The following is a 15,245-nucleotide window of genomic DNA, read 5'->3' as shown; positions in this document are numbered from 1 at the left end:
TGTTATTTGTCGGCGGCAGAGCTTGTGGCCGTGCGCTCAGTGCTGACCTCTGCTACGGGCGGTTCGCTCACGTCAACGAAGTCGTCGGTGTTCTGCGATTGTACAGCCGACTCGCCCGCCCATTCGCGACCCGGACGGTACGGCGAGGGCTCGTATCCGGGATGGCGCCGCTTCTGCACGAGGAGGATCGCCAGCCCCAGCAGCACGCCGAGGATCGCGGTCCAGACGTTGGTGCGAAGGCCCAGGATGATCTCGCTCGGGTCGATGCGGATGGATTCCCAGAGGATACGGCCCGCGCTGTACCAGACGAGGTACAGGCCGAAGAGCCGCCCCCACTGCAGGGCGAACCGCTTGCCGGCCCAGAGGATGACTGCGGCCCCCAGCAGGTTCCAGATCACCTCGTAGAGGAAAGTCGGCTGGAAAAGGGTGCCCTCTGGCAGTCCGACCGGGATCGCGGAGTTGTCCGGATCGATCTCGAGACCCCACCAGGCGGTCGTGGGCAGGCCGAACAGCTCCTGGTTGAAGTAGTTGCCGAACCGGCCTATCGCCTGGGCGATGATCAACCCGGGTGCGAGCGCGTCCGCGAAGCTCCAGAACCGGATCCCCGTCCAGCGGCACCCGATCAGCGCGCCGACGGCGCCGCCGATGAGAGCGCCGTAGATCGCGATGCCGCCCTCCCAGATGAAGAACACGGCCCAGATGCTCTTGTCCTCCCCGAAGTAGAAGCCGGGGTGGCTGAGAACGTGGTAGATCCGTGCTCCGATGATCGCCAGCGGAACCGCGAACAGCGCGATGTCGATCACCACCCACGGCTCCGCTCCCCGCCGCGTCAGGCGCCGGTTCGTGAGCAGGACCGCGACGATGATCCCCGCGACGATGCAGAGCATGTAGTAGCGGATCTGCAGCGGGCCGATCTCGAGGAAGGGCGAAGGCGGGCTCGGGATGCTGGCGAGCACACCGGTCAGCGCGCTCGAGGAGGCGAACGTCATGAGCACGAGTCTAGAGGTGCGGGACGGGCCTCCGATGCGCCGGAGCGGCGGCCGGGCGCGCCGCGAGGGTCAGCGGCGGCGGGTTCCGTCGGCGAGAGCGCGCGCCGTGCGGGCGAGCCCGTCGAGTCCTCCGTCGCGCAGCGCCCGGACCAGCGCCGTGCCGACGATCGCCCCGTCCGCGTACTCCACGACTCCGGCGACCTGATCTGCCGTCGAGATGCCGATTCCGACGCACGCATGCTCGACGCCGTGCTCGCGGAGGCGCCCGACGAGCGTGCGTGCGGCCGCGTCCAGCTCCGCCCGCTCCCCCGTGATGCCCATCGTCGAGACCGTGTACACGAAGCCGGTCGAGCTTCGGGCGATGAGCTCCAGCCGCGCGTCGGTCGACGTCGGAGCGGCGAGGAACACCCGGTCCAGGCCTGTGCGCTCGCTCGCCGCGATCCAGTCGGCGGCGGCGTCGGGCGTGATGTCGGGCGTGATCAGACCGGCGCCCCCCGCGGCGGCCAGGTCGTCGGCGTAACGGTCGACCCCGTACTGGAGCACCGGGTTCCAGTACGTCATCACGAGCACGGGGATCCCGACGCGGCTCGTGATCTCCCGCACCGCGGGGAAGACGTCCCGCAGGCGGAAGCCTCCGGCCAGAGCCGCCTGCGTCGCCTCCTGGATGAGGGGCCCGTCCATCACCGGATCGGAGTACGGGGGGCCGAGCTCCAGGACGTCCGCTCCGTTCTCGGCGAGCGTCACGGCCGCCTCGATGCTGGTGCGGAGGTCGGGATACCCGAGCGGCAGATAGCCGACGAACGCCCCACGCCCCTCGGCCCGGGCGGCGTCGATGGCCGCAGCGACACGCGAGCTCACAGTTCCGTCCCCTCGCCCGTGGCGTCGTCCGACGGTGGCGGGACCTCGACGGGCGACCCCTCGCCCGCCTCCTCCGCGTCGTACAGCTCGAAGTACCGCGCCGCTGTGTCCATGTCCTTGTCGCCGCGTCCGGAGAGGCTGATCGCGATCACGGCGTCCGGTCCCAGCTCGCGGCCGACCCGGATGGCGCCGGCCAGCGCGTGCGCGGACTCCACGGCCGGGATGATCCCCTCCGTGCGCGACAGCAGGCGCAACGCCTGCATGGCCTCGTCATCGGTCGCGGGGATGTACTGGGCGCGGCCGATCGAGGCGAGCCACGCGTGCTCCGGGCCGACGCCGGGATAGTCGAGCCCCGCGGAGATGGAGTGGGACTCGATCGTCTGTCCGTCCTCGTCCTGCAGCACGTAGGTCTTCGCGCCGTGCAGGATGCCGGGACGGCCTCGTTCGATCGACGCGGCGTGACGAGGCGTGTCGACGCCGTCTCCGGCCGCCTCGACGCCGTACAGCGCGACGCCCTCGTCGTCGAGGAAGGCATCGAACATGCCGATGGCGTTCGAGCCGCCGCCGACGCACGCGAAGACCGCGTCGGGGAGCCGACCGATCTCGTCGAGCAGCTGCGCGCGCGCCTCTTCGCCGATGATCTTCTGGAAGTCCCGCACGAGAGCCGGGAACGGATGCGGGCCCGCCGCCGTGCCGAAGATGTAGTTGGTCGTCTCGACGCTCGCCACCCAGTCGCGGTACGCCTCGTTGATGGCGTCCTTCAGAGTGCGCGAGCCGGTCGTGACCGGGATCACCTCGGCGCCCAGCAGCCGCATCCGCGCGACGTTCAGCGCCTGGCGCTCGGTGTCGACCTCGCCCATGTAGATCGTGCACTCGAAACCGAACAGCGCCGCCGCCGTCGCGGTCGCGACGCCGTGCTGGCCGGCACCGGTCTCGGCGATCACGCGGGTCTTGCCGAGACGTTTCGTCAGCAGTGCTTGACCGATCACGTTGTTGATCTTGTGCGAGCCGGTGTGGTTGAGGTCCTCGCGCTTGAGGAAGACGCGGCCGCCACCGGCGTGCTCGGCGAAGCGCGGAACCTCGGTGAGCGCCGATGGACGGCCCGCGTACGAACGCAGAAGCCCCTCGAACTCGGCCTGGAACGCCGGATCGGCGATGGACGTCTCGTAGACCTCGGTGAGCTCGTCGATCGCGGCGATCAGCGACTCGGGCATGTAGCGCCCGCCGAAGTCGCCGTAGAAGGGGCCGTTGGCCTCGCGCAGACTCATCAGGAGGCCTCCAGGAAGGATCGGAGCGTCGTGACGGGGTCGCCGGTGACGAGCGCCTCGCCGATCAGCACGACGTCCGCGCCCGCGTCGCGGTAGTGGCGGACGTCGTCGGGATGCAGCACGGCGGACTCCGCGATCTTCACCGCGTCGGCCGGGAACCGGTCGGACAGCCGGCCGAACAAGTCGCGGTCGAGCTCGAAAGTCGACAGGTCGCGGGCGTTCACGCCGATGAGCCGGGCGCCGATGTCGCACGCGCGCGCGAGCTCGTCGGCCGAGTGCGTCTCGACGAGCGGGGTCATGCCGAGCTCGCGCACGAGTCCGTGCAGCTCGACCAGCAGCGGCTGCTCGAGCGCGGCCACGATCAGCAGCACGAGGTCGGCGCCCGCCGCCCGCGCCTCGAGCACCTGGTACGGCGTGGCGATGAAGTCCTTGCGCAGCACCGGCAGCGACACCGCGGCGCGGACGGCTTCGAGGTCGGCCAGGCTCCCCTTGAACCGGCGGCCCTCGGTGAGCACGGAGATCGCGCTCGCGCCTCCCTGCTCGTAGAGCGAGGCCTGCAGCGCCGGATCGGGGATCGCCGCGAGATGACCGCGGGAGGGACTCGCGCGCTTGACCTCGGCGATGATCTTCACCCGGTCGGACGGCGCGAGCGCGGCGAGGGCGTCACGCGGCGGTGTCTGCGCCAGCGCGGCGTGCTCGACCGCGTCGAGAGGATGCTCGATCGAGCGGGCCCGTGCATCCTGCACCGCGCCGGCCGTGAGGTCGGCGAGCATGTTCGGTCTCGCCGGCGCCCGCTCGGCCCGAGTGCTCAATGATGCTCTTTCGCGACGTACTTCGGGCCGTTCGCGCCCCATCCGGCGCGCGAGAGCACCCAGCCGACGATCAGCCCGACCACGAGCAGCACCACGGAGGCCCACACGAGTGCGGGGATGTCGAGGAAGAAGAAGAGCGTGCCGAGCGAGACCGCCACGAGCATGATGATGACGGCCGTCCACGCCGCCGGGGAGTGTCCGTGGCCGGGGTCGCCGATGGGGTTGCTCATGAGTCTCCTTGATGTGCGGGCGGGCATCGGGGTGCCCTGGGACAGAGTCTAGCGGGGGGTGTCCGGTGTCGTCGGATCGTCGCCGCGGCTCAGGTCGTCCCACGAGTCGATCGCGTCGAGCGGTCCTTCCTGGGCGCGCCGCTCGGCACGCTGCGCGGCGGCCTCGTACTTCCGACCGCCCGAGGGCCATCGTGCTCCGGTCGCCAGGACGAAGAGTCCGGCGAGGGCCAGCACGACACCGACGATCGCGGTGACGGCGGGCCATGGCGTCATGCTCGTCGATGAGACCATCTCGCTCACGACGCCGTCGCCGGCGATGCCGGTGACCTCGGTGACGCTCGGTCCGATCGCGGATGCCGGCGGCCCCACCACGACCGGGACGCTGAGGGTTACGAGCGCGGCGGAGATGAGCACGGTGAGCGCGCCGAAGACCAGGCGGAGCGCCCGGCCGACGATGGACAGGGCGGCTCCCAGGGCGAGGACCGCCAGACTCAACGGTGCGAGCACCGGCACGGCGGTGGCGCCGGTGATCGCGACATCCGAGGACGCCGCATCGACGAGCACGACGTGCACCCAGGTCTGGGTGGACGAGACCACGCCGAGGGCACCGAGGGCGAGCGTCGCGAGGACGCCGATCGTGCGGGCGCGGCGGATCACGCCTCGCCCCGCACCGGCGCCAGGTCGTCCGCGTCGAAGCAGGTGCGCGTGCCCGTGTGGCACGCGACACCCACCTGATCGACGCTCACCAGCACGGCGTCGCCGTCGCAGTCGAGCCGTGCGCCCTTCACGAGCTGGTGATGGCCGGAGGTGTCGCCCTTGCGCCAGTACTCCTGCCGCGACCGCGACCAGAAGGTCACGCGACCGCTCGTCAGAGTGCGACGCAGCGCCTCCGCATCCATCCAGCCGAGCATCAGCACCTCGTGGGTGTCGTACTGCTGGACGATGGCGGCGACCAGGCCGTCGCCGCCGAAAGCGACGCGAGAGATCCGTTCCTCCACCGATTCGCTCATCTCGTCGCGCTCCGCTCGCCCGCCGCATCGCCTGCGCGCACCTCGATCCCGTCCGCGACGAGCGCCGCCTTGACGTCGCCGATCGTGAGCTGTGCGGAGTGGAAGACGGATGCGGCGAGCACCGCGTCGGCGCCGGCGTGGATCGCGGGTGCGAAGTCGGCGGCGCGGCCGGCGCCTCCGGAGGCGATGACCGGCACGCTCGAGAGCTCGCGCATGAGTCCGACGAGCTCGAGGTCGAAGCCGTCCTTCGTGCCGTCGGCGTCGATGGAGTTCACCAGGAGCTCCCCCGCTCCGCGCTCGATGGCCTCGCGCGCCCAGTCGAGCGCGTCGAGGGTGGTCTGCGTCCGCCCGCCGTGCGTGGTCACGACGAAGCCGGAGGGAGTCGCATCGGCACGCTTCACGTCGAGCGAGAGCACGAGCACCTGGGCGCCGAACCGGTCGGCGATCTCGTCGATCAGGGCGGGGCGCGCGATGGCGGCCGAGTTCACGCCGACCTTGTCGGCGCCGACGGCGAGCAGCCGCGCCACGTCGTCGTCGGAGCGCACCCCTCCCCCGACCGTCAGCGGGATGAAGACCTCTTCGGCCGTGCGGCGGACGACGTCGTAGGTCGTGGACCGTTCGTCCACGGTCGCGGTCACGTCGAGGAAGGTGATCTCGTCGGCGCCCTGGGCGAAGTAGAGCCGGGCGAGCTCGACCGGATCCCCCATGTCACGGAGGTTCTCGAAGTTCACGCCCTTCACGACCCGTCCCGCGGCGACGTCCAGGCACGGGATGACCCGGCAGACGAGGCCCATCAGAGCCTCGCGGCGTGGATCTCGGTCACGAGGATCGCGCGTGCCCCGATCGCGTAGAGACCGTCCATGACCTGGTTGACGTTCTTGCGGGGGCTCATCACGCGCACGGCGACCCAGGCGGGGTCGCGCAGCGGCGAGATGGTGGGCGACTCGATGCCCGGGGCGACGGCGATGGCGTCGTCGAGCAGCTCGACGGGCAGGTCGTAGTCGATCAGCACGTACCGACGGGCCACGAGCACGCCCCGCAGGCGCCGGAGCAGGGTCTCGACCCCCTCGGGCTCGTCGGCGCCGGTGATCAGCACCGCCTCCGACTCCAGCAGCACGGGGCCGAAGATCTCGAGGCCGGCCTGACGCAGCGTCGTTCCGGTCGAGACGACGTCGGCGACCGCGTCGGCGACCCCGAGCTCCACAGCGGACTCGACCGCGCCGTCGAGCGGCACGAGGTCGACGGCGACGCCGTGCTCGTCGAGATAGGCGTCCACGAGGCCCGGATAGGCGGTCGCGACCCGGTGGCCGTCGAGGTCCTTCAGGTCGAGGAAGCGGCCCGGGGGGCCCGCGAAGCGGAAGGTCGAGCCGCCGAAGCCGAGGGACTCGATCTCGCGGGCACCCGGCATCCGGGCGTCCAGCAGCAGGTCGCGGCCGGTGATCCCGACATCGAGCGCTCCGGATCCCACGTACGTCGCGATGTCCTTCGGGCGCAGGTAGAAGAACTCGACGTCTCCCACCGGGTCGATGACGTGGAGGTCCTTCGGATCACGGCGGCCGGTGTACCCGGCCTCGGTGAGCATGGCGTGGGCGGTCTCGGCCAGCGAACCCTTGTTCGGCACGGCGATTCTCAGCATGGGGGAAGACTCTTTCGGGTGACGTGCGGACGGAGGAGCGTTCCGGTCACAGATGTCGGTAGACGTCCTGCAGCGACAGGCCCTTCGCGAGCATGAGCACCTGCAGGTGGTAGAGCAGCTGGGAGATCTCCCCGGCCGTCTCGTCGGTCGACTCGTACTCGGCGGCCATCCAGACCTCTGCCGCCTCTTCGACGATCTTCTTGCCGATCGTGTGCACGCCGGCGTCGAGCTCTGCCACCGTCCCGGAACCGGCCGGCCGCGTGAGCGCCTTCTCGCTGAGCTCCGCGAACAGATCGTCGAACGTCTTCACGGTTCCAGGGTATCGAACCGGCGGGAGGGTCGGGACCGCATCGGCTCGTGCATCCGCATCCTCGCGCCGTGCGGGTCAGCTTCTCGGAGATCCCGCGGGGCGCTCCGTGGGATGACGGAAGCCCGGTCGCTGCCCTTCGTCTCGTCGCTTCGCTCCTCGCTCAGGGACCGCGAGCGCAGCGAGACGAAGCGTCAGGGCTTTCGGGTCAGTGCGGGTGGGAGGCCGTCGCGCGCAGGCCCGCGATGGCCCGCTCCGGGTCGTCGGCGCCGAACACCGCTGATCCTGCGACGAAGGTGTCCGCCCCGGCCTCGGCCGCCTGGGCGATCGTCGAGGCGCCGATCCCGCCGTCGACCTGCAGCCAGACCTGCGCGCCGCGGCGGCGCACCTGCTCGGCCAGGGCGCGGAGCTTCGGCATCGTCTCGGGCATGAACGACTGGCCGCCGAAACCGGGTTCGACCGTCATCACGAGGATCTGGTCGAACTCGGGCAGCAGGTCGAACAGTCCCTCGACCGAGGTCCCCGGCTTCACCGCCACGCCCGCACGGGCGCCGATCGCGCGCAGCCGCCGGGCGAGGGAGACGGCGTCGGCCGCTGCCTCCAGATGGAACGTGACGGATGCGGCGCCGAGCTCCGCGTACTCCGGCGCCCATCGATCGGGGTCATCGATCATGAGGTGCACATCGAGCGGGATGGGGCTGGTCTCCTGGATCCGCCCGACCATCTGCGGGCCGAACGTGAGGTTCGGCACGAAATGGTTGTCCATGACGTCGACGTGCACGAAGTCGGCCGATGCGATGCGCGCGAGCTCGGACTGCATGTTCACGAAATCGGCGGCCAGGATCGACGGGTTGATGCGGGGATCGGTCACGTGCCCATTATCCCGGCCGATATGTTCGAGGCGTGGATCCGATCACGCAGCTGCTGTCCCAGGTGCTGGAGAACGTGCGCTCGAACGACGACGGTGAGACCGCCCAGTACATCCCCGAGCTCGCCGGCGCGGACCCGCGGGCGCTTGCGATGGCGGTCGTCGGGCCGCGCGGGCGGGTCACCTCCGTCGGCGACGACGAGCGGACCTTCACCATCCAGTCGATCTCGAAGCCGTTCGTCCTGGCACTGGCGCTGACTGAGCTCGGCCGAGATCGGGTTCTCCGGCACGTGGGCGTCGAGCCGAGCGGCGAGCCGTTCAACGCGATCAGCCTCGAGCGCGGCACGGGACGGCCCGCGAACCCGCTGGTCAACGCCGGGGCGATCGCCACGACCGGACTCGTCTCCGCCGACGCCCCCGCCGGCCGCGACGAGACGATCGTCGCGGGTCTGTCCCGGTTCGCCGGACGCCCGCTGACCGTGGACGAGACCGTGTACGCGTCGGAGTCGGCCACCGGTCACCGCAATCGGGCGTTGGCCCACCTGCTCCGCTCCCACGGCATCATCGAGGGCGATGTCGACGGGGTCGTGGAGTCCTACTTCCGCCAGTGCTCGCTGCAGGTCACCGTGCGCGACCTGGCCGTGATGGCGGGTGTCCTCGCCTTCTCCGGTCAGCATCCGCTCACCGGGGAGCAGGTCGTTCCCGAGGCGGTCGCCCGCGACGTGGTATCGATCATGGCGAGCTGCGGCATGTACGACTTCTCCGGCGAGTGGCTCATGCGGGTCGGGCTGCCGGCGAAGAGCGGCGTCTCGGGAGGGCTGGCGGCGGTCGCGCCGTCGCAGTTCGGCGTCGCGACCTTCAGCCCGCGTCTCGACCGCTACGGCAACAGCGTGCGCGGCGTGCAGATCCTCGAGCGCCTCTCCGACGAGTTCGGGATGCACGTGTTCGAACGGCACGAGAGCATCACCCGGCCGGGCGTCGGGGTTACCCGCACCCCGGAGCTGATCACGGTGCGGCTCGACGGCGAGCTGAGCTTCAGCGGCGCGGAGCGCATCCTCACGATGCTCCGCGAGATCGTCGCCGACGCCGCCACCCAGGAGGCTGTCGTGATCGACGTCGCCGAGCTCGCCCACGCGCATCCGTCCGCGCTCGTCGCCCTCCGCGGCGAGCTCGCCTCGCTCGGCGCCCGGGTGAGCGTGGTCGGGGGGTGACGCGAGAAGCGCTGCGGCGTCAGCGGCGGCGCAGCAGCGACAGGAACATCGCGTCGGTGCCGTGCCGGTGGGGCCACAGCTGAGCGCGACCCGAGCCGTTCTCGGGCACCGGCAGATCGAGCGGCGTGCGCGACACGCTCTGAAGCGCCACTCGCGCGTCGAGCTCCTCGATGCCCTCGCCCCACTCCTGCTGGACCTCGGCGACGACGCCGGTCGTCTCGGCCAGGTGCGGCGAGCACGTCACGTACGCCACGATGCCGCCGGGCCGCAGCGCTCCGATCGCCGCGGACAGCAGCTCGCCCTGCAGAGCCGTCAGACCCGCGACATCCGCCGGGGACTTGCGCCACCGGGCCTCGGGGCGGCGGCGGAGCGCTCCGAGCCCCGTGCACGGCGCGTCGACCAGGATGCGGTCGTAGCCGGACGGGGATGCAGCGGCGCGCTCCCGGCCGTCGAGCTCGCTGACCGGCACGTCCGCCGGAACGCCCCGCAGCGCCGACCGCACGAGTCCGGCGCGTGCGGGCGAGATCTCGTTCGCCTCGAGGAGCGCGCCGTGGGCGAGTGCCTCGGCGGCCAGGAGCGCCGTCTTGCCGCCCGGCCCGGCGCAGAGGTCCAGCCAGCGCTCGTCGGGGCGTACGGGGACCGCGCGGGCGAGCGCGAGGGCCACGAGCTGAGAGCCCTCGTCCTGCACGCGGATGCGGCCGCCCGATTCCGTGATGACCCGCTGGGGGTCGCCGCCCGCCGAGAGCGCACCGACCGGCGAGTAGGGCGTCGGGGACAGATCCGCCGGTCGGCTCGCGAGCCCGGGGAGGACCGCCAGAACGACCCGCGGTGAGACGTTGTCGGCGCGCAGCAGCGCGTCGAGCTCGTCGGTGCGCCCCTCGGCAGTGAGAGCACGGCGGAACGCGCGAAGGATCCACACCGGGTGCGACGTCGCGAGGCTCAGCCGCTCGTCGTCGGACCGTGCGGTCCTCTCGATGCGGGTGAACCAATCCCCAGGCGTGTCGCGGGAGATGCGGCGTAGCACCGCGTTGGCGAAGCCGGTGGGCCCCGCACCCGCCGTGGCGCGCACGAGGGCGACCGTCTCGTGCACCGCGGCGTGCGAGGCGATCCGGGTCGAGAGCAGCTGATGCGTGCCGAGCCGCAGGGCGTCGAGCACGTCCGCGTCGATCGAGTCCGTGCCCCGGCCGGCCGCCACGGCGATGATCGCGTCGTAGGTGCCCTGCCGTCGGAGCGTTCCGTAGGCCAGCTCGGTGGCGAGCGCCGCGTCCTGCGGACCGAGCCCGGCCCGCTCGATCTCGATCGGCAGCAGCAGATTGGCGTAGGCCTCGTCGGCGTGGACGGCGCGGATCGTCTCGTAGGCGACCCGCCGCGGTCCGCGTGCCGGGCTCATGATCCCGCCACTGGGTCGGTCGCCCGCAGACCTCGGAACCAGTCGCCCGCGACCATCGCGCCCTTGCCTGCGGGCTGCACGGTTCGGAGCACGAGCGGGTCCGTCCCGGTGCCGACGAGAACGGTGGCGCCGTCGCCGTGCAGGTGGCCGGGTTTCAGGGCCGGTGCGGCGTCCGCACGATGGATGTCGAGCACCTTGACGCGTGCGCCGGAGACGGTGGTGAAGGCGCCGGGCTCCGGGGTCGTCCCCCGCCAGCGCGCGAGGACCTCGTCGGCGGACGCCGCCCAGTCGAGACGGCCGTCCTCGGCGGTGAGCTTCGCCGCGTACGACGGTTCGCCGGTCTGTGCGACGCGGCGGGCGGTGCCGTCGGCGATCGAGTCGACGACCCGCAGCAGCAGATCGGCGCCGAGCCGGGCGAGGTCGTCCAGCACGCGTGCGGCGGTCGCCAGGGGCGGGACGCGGTAGCGCAGCTCGTCGTAGACGTCGCCGGCGTCGAGGGCGCCGACGAGCCGGAACACGCTCGCTCCGGTCTCGGCGTCGCCGGCGATCAGGGCGCGCTGCACAGGAGCGGCGCCGCGCCACGCCGGGAGCAACGAGAAGTGCAGGTTGATCCAGCCGTGCCGCGGCGTGGACAGAAGCGGCTCGCGGACGAGCCCGCCGTACGCCACGATGACGCCGAGGTCCGGCTGCAGCGCGGCGATCCCGTCGGTGGCCTCCGCGTCGAGGCGGTCCGTCTTCCGCACCGGGAGCCCGCGTTCCTGCGCCGCACGCGCGACCGCGGACGGGGTGAGCATGCGCTTGCGGCCGAGCGGCGCGTCGGTGCGGGTGACGACCTCGACCACGTCATGGGCGGAGGCGGCGAGCACCTCCAGCGACGGGACCGCCGCATCGGGCGTCCCCGCGAAGACGAGACGCATGATGCTCCTCACAGATCGGGGTCGGGCACATCGACCCGCACTCTGAGTGTATTCCGCGGTGCGCCCGGCCCCCGGCCCCGGCGGCCCTGCACCGCGTCGGCGATCACGGCCGCCCGGAGGGTCTGCGCGACGGCCTTGCCCGAACCGTAGTCGAACCGCACCAGCGCGCGCGCGCGCGGCGGATCCTCGCCCGGCACGGCGACCGGCCCCACGACCGCGTCGGCGGTGAGCTCGTGCACGTCCCGGGCGAGGGAGGCGAGCGCCGTGTCGACCGAGGGCCGGGCGCCCTCCACGACCGCCACCCGCACCGCCGGGGGCATCTTCAGAGGTGCGCGCTCGGCGAGCTCGGTTCGCGCGTATGCGGCCTGGGTCCAGGTGGCGAGCGCCCGCGCGACCTGTCCCGCGACGCCGGTCAGCAGCACCGGGGACCCGGGCGCGGCGAGGGCCGCGGCGTTCGACCACCAGCGCAGGCACGACTCGGCGATCCGCAGGTCCTCGGCGAGCAGCATCCGGTCCCCGTCAAGCAGCAGCACCGCCCGGTAGCCGCCGTCGGCCATCGGCTCGGCGCCGCGGGTCGCGACGACGAGGGCGGGCCGGGCGTCGACCCGGGTGAGCGGATGGTCCCCGTCGGCGAGGATCACGCGGGTGTTCGGGAACGCGCGGCCGAGCTCGTCGGCCGTCCGCTCGCTGCCCGACGAGGCGAGGCGCATCTCGGTGCCCGCGCAGTTCGCGCAGGCCCATCCCGCGATCCCTCGTCCGCACCATCCGCACTCGGGCGGCCGTCCCTGGGATCGCACGCGCAGGGGCCCGGTGCAGTGCACGCACCGGGCGGGATGGCGGCACGCGGAGCAGACCACGACCGGCGCGTACCCGGGCCGGGCGACCTGCACCAGCACCGGCCCGCTCGTGAGCGCCTCGCGGACGGCCGTGAAGGCGGACGACGGGATGCGGGCCTGCGCGGGCGCGTCGGAGGTCGCGGTGAGCACGACCCTCGGCGTCGAGCGTCGAGCCGCCGAGACCTCGTGCACCCACCCGATCCCGACGAGCCGCTCGACATCGGTCGTCCGCGTGTGCCCGAGCAGCAGCAGCGCCGAGCCCTCGGCCTCCTGGCGCACGAGCGCGGCGTCGCGGGCGTGGACGCCGGGGCTCAGGGGCTCCGCGAGCAGCGGGTCGCCGTCGTCCCAGATGACGACGAGGCCGGTGTGCGCCGCGGGGGCGTACACCGCGGAACGGTTGCCCACCACGATGCAGGGGGCGGGGGCGAGCGTGCGGAGGTAGGCGGCGTAGCGGGACGGCCCCGGCTGTCGGGCATCGACCGGGATCACGGCGTCGGCCGGGACCCGACCCTCGAGCGCGGTGAGCACCTGGTCCTGGTCGCGGTGATCAGGCACGACGATCACGGCGCTCCGCCCCGCGGCGAGGGTCACGGTCGCCGCCGCCGCCACGAGCACCGCCCACGCACCCACGGTGTGCTCGGTCGAGATCACGACGGGTCTGGGCGGCGCGTCGACGGCGAGACGCTCGCCGGTGGCGATACCGGCGCGCAGACCTGGGAACGCGCCCAGCACGTTCTCGGCCACCCGGACGGCATCCGCGGCGACCGCGGGCGGCGACGGCGGATCGGCCTGCAGCCATGCCTTCTCGGCCCGAACCATGCGTTTCGGCACGGCGAGACGCAGCACGTCGGATGCGGATCCCGCCGCGCGATCGGCCACCCGCCGCGCGAGGGCGTACAGCTCGCCGGGCAGCACCGCGACGGGCGAGACGACGGAGTCGAGCTCCGACAGCGGTCGGTCGATCGGCTCGGCGACGCCGCGCTCGACGATGTAGCCCTCGATCAGACGGCCGGCACTGCGCAGCGGCGCCTTGACGCGGACGCCGGGGCGGGCGTCCGTGTCAAGATGCGGCGGGACCGCGTAGTCGAACAGCCGGTCGAGCTGCGGCAGCGGGCTGTCCAGCAGCACGCGGGCGATCGGACGGGAGGGAGCCGCCGGCTCCGCCGCGTCGGACACGTCAGAGCCCGGCGGCGACCCGCAGCTCCTCGACGCGGTCGAGGCGCTCCCAGGTGAAGTCGGGCAGCTCTCGGCCGAAGTGCCCGTACGCCGCCGTCGCGGCGTAGATGGGCCGGAGCAGGTCGAGCTGGTCGATGATCGCCTTCGGACGCAGGTCGAACACGTCGAGGATCGCGCGGGTGATCCGCTCGTCGCTCACGTGTCCGGTGCCGAAGCTCTCGACGTACAGACCCACGGGCTTCGCCTTGCCGATCGCGTAGGCGATCTGCACCTCCAGCCGGTCGGCGAGACCCGCGGCGACCGCGTTCTTCGCGACCCAGCGCATGGCGTACGCGGCCGAGCGGTCGACTTTCGACGGGTCTTTGCCGCTGAACGCTCCCCCGCCGTGACGCGAGGCGCCGCCGTAGGTGTCGATGATGATCTTGCGGCCCGTCAGACCGGCGTCGCCCTTGGGGCCGCCGATGACGAAGGGACCCGCCGGGTTGATGTAGTACTGCACGTCGGGCAGGTCGAGACCGGTCGTGGCGAGCACCGGGTCGATCACGACGGCGCGGACGCGCTCGCGCAGCTCGTCCTGGCTGATGTCGGGGTGGTGCTGGGTGGACAGGACGACCGACTCGACCGACTTCGGCACGTGCCCGTCGTACCCGAGGGTGATCTGGGTCTTGCCGTCGGGCCGGAGGAAGGGCAGCTCGCCCGAGCGGCGGGCGTCGGCGAGGCGCTCCGCCACCCGGTGCGCGGTCCAGGCCGCCATCGGCATCAGCTGGGGCGTCTCGGTGGTGGCGAACCCGAACATGATCCCCTGGTCCCCGGCGCCCTGCTCGTCGCGGGGGTCGATCGATCGCCCCTCGCGCTGCTCGAAGGCCTGGTTGACGCCCGCGGCGATGTCGGAGGACTGTGCACCGATCGACACGCTGACGCCGCACGAGTCGCCGTCGAAGCCGGTCTCGCTCGACGTGTAGCCGATGCGGTTGACGACGCTCCGCACGATCGCGGGGATCTCGACGTAGGCGCTGGTCGAGACCTCGCCGGCGACGTGCACGAGCCCGGTCGTGACCAGCGTCTCGACCGCGACGCGCCCGGTCGGGTCGTCGGAGATGATCGCGTCGAGGATGCTGTCCGAGATCTGGTCGCAGATCTTGTCGGGGTGCCCCTCGGTGACGGATTCGGACGTGAACAGCCGCAGCTCGCTCATCGGTGCTCCCAGGTACGGCGGACGATGCCGCCCATCATGCACGCGGCCCCGGACACCAGGTCACGGGGCTGCGCAACAGAAAGAAATTACTCGGCGTGCCGCAGGCGCAGCTTGTCCTCGTTGATCTCGTGGAGGGCGATCGTGAGGGGCTTGTCCTCGATCGTCGAGTCGACCAGAGGACCGACGTTGTCGAAGAGGTTCCCCTCGTGCAGGTCCGAGTAGTAGTCGTTGATCTGGCGCGCACGCTTCGATGCGTAGATCACGAGCTGGTATTTGGAGTCGACCTTCTCCAGAAGGCTGTCGATGGGCGGGTCGATGATGCCCTGGTTACGAGTGGCCATGGGTGAACCTCCGGTTCTTCGGCGAAAGTCTGTGTGCCCGGCAGTGCCGAGACGCCCCTCGAGTCTACCCGGTCGTCGTGGGGTGCCGGATGGAGAACCGCCGAGGGCCTCGGACCCGCGAGACTGCAGCGGAGCGCCGAGACAGCGGGGTAACCCCACGGTCTCGGCGCCCACGTGCAGTCTCGCGGTCCTGAGACGAGC

The 15,245-nt window shown here is 71.9% G+C and carries 17 protein-coding genes; 1 reads left to right on the top strand and 16 read right to left on the bottom strand.

What is annotated here, in order from left to right; genetic code table 11:
* Nucleotides 1–2: 2 nt before the first annotated feature.
* The 11 genes from lgt to rpe all read right to left on the bottom strand — a co-directional run bounded on the left by lgt (nucleotide 3) and on the right by rpe (nucleotide 7,981).
* Nucleotides 3–989, bottom strand: coding sequence for a prolipoprotein diacylglyceryl transferase (lgt, locus tag GVL03_RS01460; RefSeq protein WP_159498765.1), 987 nt, complete (start codon nucleotides 987–989; stop codon nucleotides 3–5).
* A gap of 69 nt (nucleotides 990–1,058) precedes the next feature.
* Nucleotides 1,059–1,847, bottom strand: a complete 789-nt coding sequence (trpA, locus tag GVL03_RS01455; protein WP_159498763.1) for a tryptophan synthase subunit alpha — start codon at nucleotides 1,845–1,847, stop codon at nucleotides 1,059–1,061.
* On the bottom strand, nucleotides 1,844–3,115 hold the full coding sequence (gene trpB, locus GVL03_RS01450) for a tryptophan synthase subunit beta (RefSeq protein ID WP_159498761.1): 1,272 nt from the start codon (nucleotides 3,113–3,115) through the stop codon (nucleotides 1,844–1,846). Before trpB ends, trpA begins: the two co-directional genes overlap by 4 nt.
* Nucleotides 3,115–3,888 (bottom strand): indole-3-glycerol phosphate synthase TrpC, encoded by a 774-nt coding sequence (gene trpC, locus GVL03_RS01445; RefSeq protein WP_159498914.1) that lies wholly within the window; start codon nucleotides 3,886–3,888, stop codon nucleotides 3,115–3,117. Before trpC ends, trpB begins: the two co-directional genes overlap by 1 nt.
* Before the next feature lie 35 nt (nucleotides 3,889–3,923).
* Nucleotides 3,924–4,157 carry a DUF6704 family protein gene (locus tag GVL03_RS01440; protein ID WP_159498759.1) on the bottom strand — a complete coding sequence of 78 codons (234 nt, stop codon included), beginning with the start codon at nucleotides 4,155–4,157 and terminating at the stop codon, nucleotides 3,924–3,926.
* Between the two features lie 48 nt (nucleotides 4,158–4,205).
* Nucleotides 4,206–4,814, bottom strand: a complete 609-nt coding sequence (locus GVL03_RS01435; RefSeq protein ID WP_235037971.1) for a Trp biosynthesis-associated membrane protein — start codon at nucleotides 4,812–4,814, stop codon at nucleotides 4,206–4,208.
* Nucleotides 4,811–5,167, bottom strand: coding sequence for a phosphoribosyl-AMP cyclohydrolase (hisI, locus tag GVL03_RS01430; protein ID WP_159498757.1), 357 nt, complete (start codon nucleotides 5,165–5,167; stop codon nucleotides 4,811–4,813). The genes GVL03_RS01435 and hisI overlap by 4 nt, the downstream gene beginning before the upstream one ends.
* Complete coding sequence (gene hisF, locus GVL03_RS01425) at nucleotides 5,164–5,961, bottom strand: imidazole glycerol phosphate synthase subunit HisF (protein ID WP_159498755.1); 798 nt, start codon at nucleotides 5,959–5,961, stop codon at nucleotides 5,164–5,166. The genes hisI and hisF overlap by 4 nt, the downstream gene beginning before the upstream one ends.
* Nucleotides 5,961–6,803, bottom strand: coding sequence for an ATP phosphoribosyltransferase (gene hisG / locus GVL03_RS01420; protein WP_159498753.1), 843 nt, complete (start codon nucleotides 6,801–6,803; stop codon nucleotides 5,961–5,963). The genes hisF and hisG overlap by 1 nt, the downstream gene beginning before the upstream one ends.
* Before the next feature lie 46 nt (nucleotides 6,804–6,849).
* The gene (locus GVL03_RS01415; RefSeq protein ID WP_159498751.1) at nucleotides 6,850–7,113 is read right to left on the bottom strand and encodes a phosphoribosyl-ATP diphosphatase; all 264 of its coding nucleotides are present in this window, start codon (nucleotides 7,111–7,113) and stop codon (nucleotides 6,850–6,852) included.
* 205 nt (nucleotides 7,114–7,318) lie between these two features.
* A complete protein-coding gene (gene rpe, locus GVL03_RS01410; protein ID WP_306770302.1) occupies nucleotides 7,319–7,981 on the bottom strand; it encodes a ribulose-phosphate 3-epimerase in 663 nt (220 codons plus the stop codon).
* Nucleotides 7,982–8,013: 32 nt separating this feature from the next.
* Between rpe and glsA the strand changes: the two genes are divergently transcribed.
* Entirely contained in the window at nucleotides 8,014–9,189 is a 1,176-nt protein-coding gene (gene glsA / locus GVL03_RS01405; RefSeq protein ID WP_159498749.1) for a glutaminase A, read from the top strand.
* 19 nt (nucleotides 9,190–9,208) lie between these two features.
* Here glsA and GVL03_RS01400 read toward each other — a convergent pair whose 3' ends face one another.
* From GVL03_RS01400 to rpoZ, 5 genes are all read right to left on the bottom strand, one after another.
* Complete coding sequence (locus tag GVL03_RS01400; protein WP_159498747.1) at nucleotides 9,209–10,579, bottom strand: RsmB/NOP family class I SAM-dependent RNA methyltransferase; 1,371 nt, start codon at nucleotides 10,577–10,579, stop codon at nucleotides 9,209–9,211.
* Entirely contained in the window at nucleotides 10,576–11,496 is a 921-nt protein-coding gene (gene fmt / locus GVL03_RS01395; RefSeq protein WP_159498745.1) for a methionyl-tRNA formyltransferase, read from the bottom strand. The genes GVL03_RS01400 and fmt overlap by 4 nt, the downstream gene beginning before the upstream one ends.
* Before the next feature lie 8 nt (nucleotides 11,497–11,504).
* Nucleotides 11,505–13,508 carry a primosomal protein N' gene (locus tag GVL03_RS01390; protein ID WP_200847015.1) on the bottom strand — a complete coding sequence of 668 codons (2,004 nt, stop codon included), beginning with the start codon at nucleotides 13,506–13,508 and terminating at the stop codon, nucleotides 11,505–11,507.
* Between the two features lies 1 nt (nucleotide 13,509).
* Complete coding sequence (gene metK / locus GVL03_RS01385; protein WP_159498743.1) at nucleotides 13,510–14,703, bottom strand: methionine adenosyltransferase; 1,194 nt, start codon at nucleotides 14,701–14,703, stop codon at nucleotides 13,510–13,512.
* A gap of 86 nt (nucleotides 14,704–14,789) precedes the next feature.
* A complete protein-coding gene (gene rpoZ / locus GVL03_RS01380; RefSeq protein ID WP_159498741.1) occupies nucleotides 14,790–15,044 on the bottom strand; it encodes a DNA-directed RNA polymerase subunit omega in 255 nt (84 codons plus the stop codon).
* Nucleotides 15,045–15,245 lie beyond the last annotated feature (201 nt).

Origin of the sequence: Microbacterium sp. 18062 (genome assembly GCF_902706225.1) — a bacterium.
GTDB lineage: Bacteria > Actinomycetota > Actinomycetes > Actinomycetales > Microbacteriaceae > Microbacterium.
This window is presented reverse-complemented; position numbering and strand designations above follow the sequence as displayed.

Bases quoted from the DNA above. Each gene is read 5' to 3' on its own strand.
- hisG (WP_159498753.1), bottom strand. From the start codon at position 6,803: ATGCTGAGAATCGCCGTGCCGAACAAGGGTTCGCTGGCCGAGACCGCC.
- GVL03_RS01440 (WP_159498759.1), bottom strand. From the start codon at position 4,157: ATGAGCAACCCCATCGGCGACCCCGGCCACGGACACTCCCCGGCGGCG.
- rpoZ (WP_159498741.1), bottom strand. From the start codon at position 15,044: ATGGCCACTCGTAACCAGGGCATCATCGACCCGCCCATCGACAGCCTT.
- GVL03_RS01400 (WP_159498747.1), bottom strand. From the start codon at position 10,579: ATGAGCCCGGCACGCGGACCGCGGCGGGTCGCCTACGAGACGATCCGC.
- hisF (WP_159498755.1), bottom strand. From the start codon at position 5,961: ATGGGCCTCGTCTGCCGGGTCATCCCGTGCCTGGACGTCGCCGCGGGA.
- hisI (WP_159498757.1), bottom strand. From the start codon at position 5,167: ATGAGCGAATCGGTGGAGGAACGGATCTCTCGCGTCGCTTTCGGCGGC.
- lgt (WP_159498765.1), bottom strand. From the start codon at position 989: ATGACGTTCGCCTCCTCGAGCGCGCTGACCGGTGTGCTCGCCAGCATC.
- trpC (WP_159498914.1), bottom strand. From the start codon at position 3,888: ATGCTCGCCGACCTCACGGCCGGCGCGGTGCAGGATGCACGGGCCCGC.
- trpB (WP_159498761.1), bottom strand. From the start codon at position 3,115: ATGAGTCTGCGCGAGGCCAACGGCCCCTTCTACGGCGACTTCGGCGGG.
- metK (WP_159498743.1), bottom strand. From the start codon at position 14,703: ATGAGCGAGCTGCGGCTGTTCACGTCCGAATCCGTCACCGAGGGGCAC.
- fmt (WP_159498745.1), bottom strand. From the start codon at position 11,496: ATGCGTCTCGTCTTCGCGGGGACGCCCGATGCGGCGGTCCCGTCGCTG.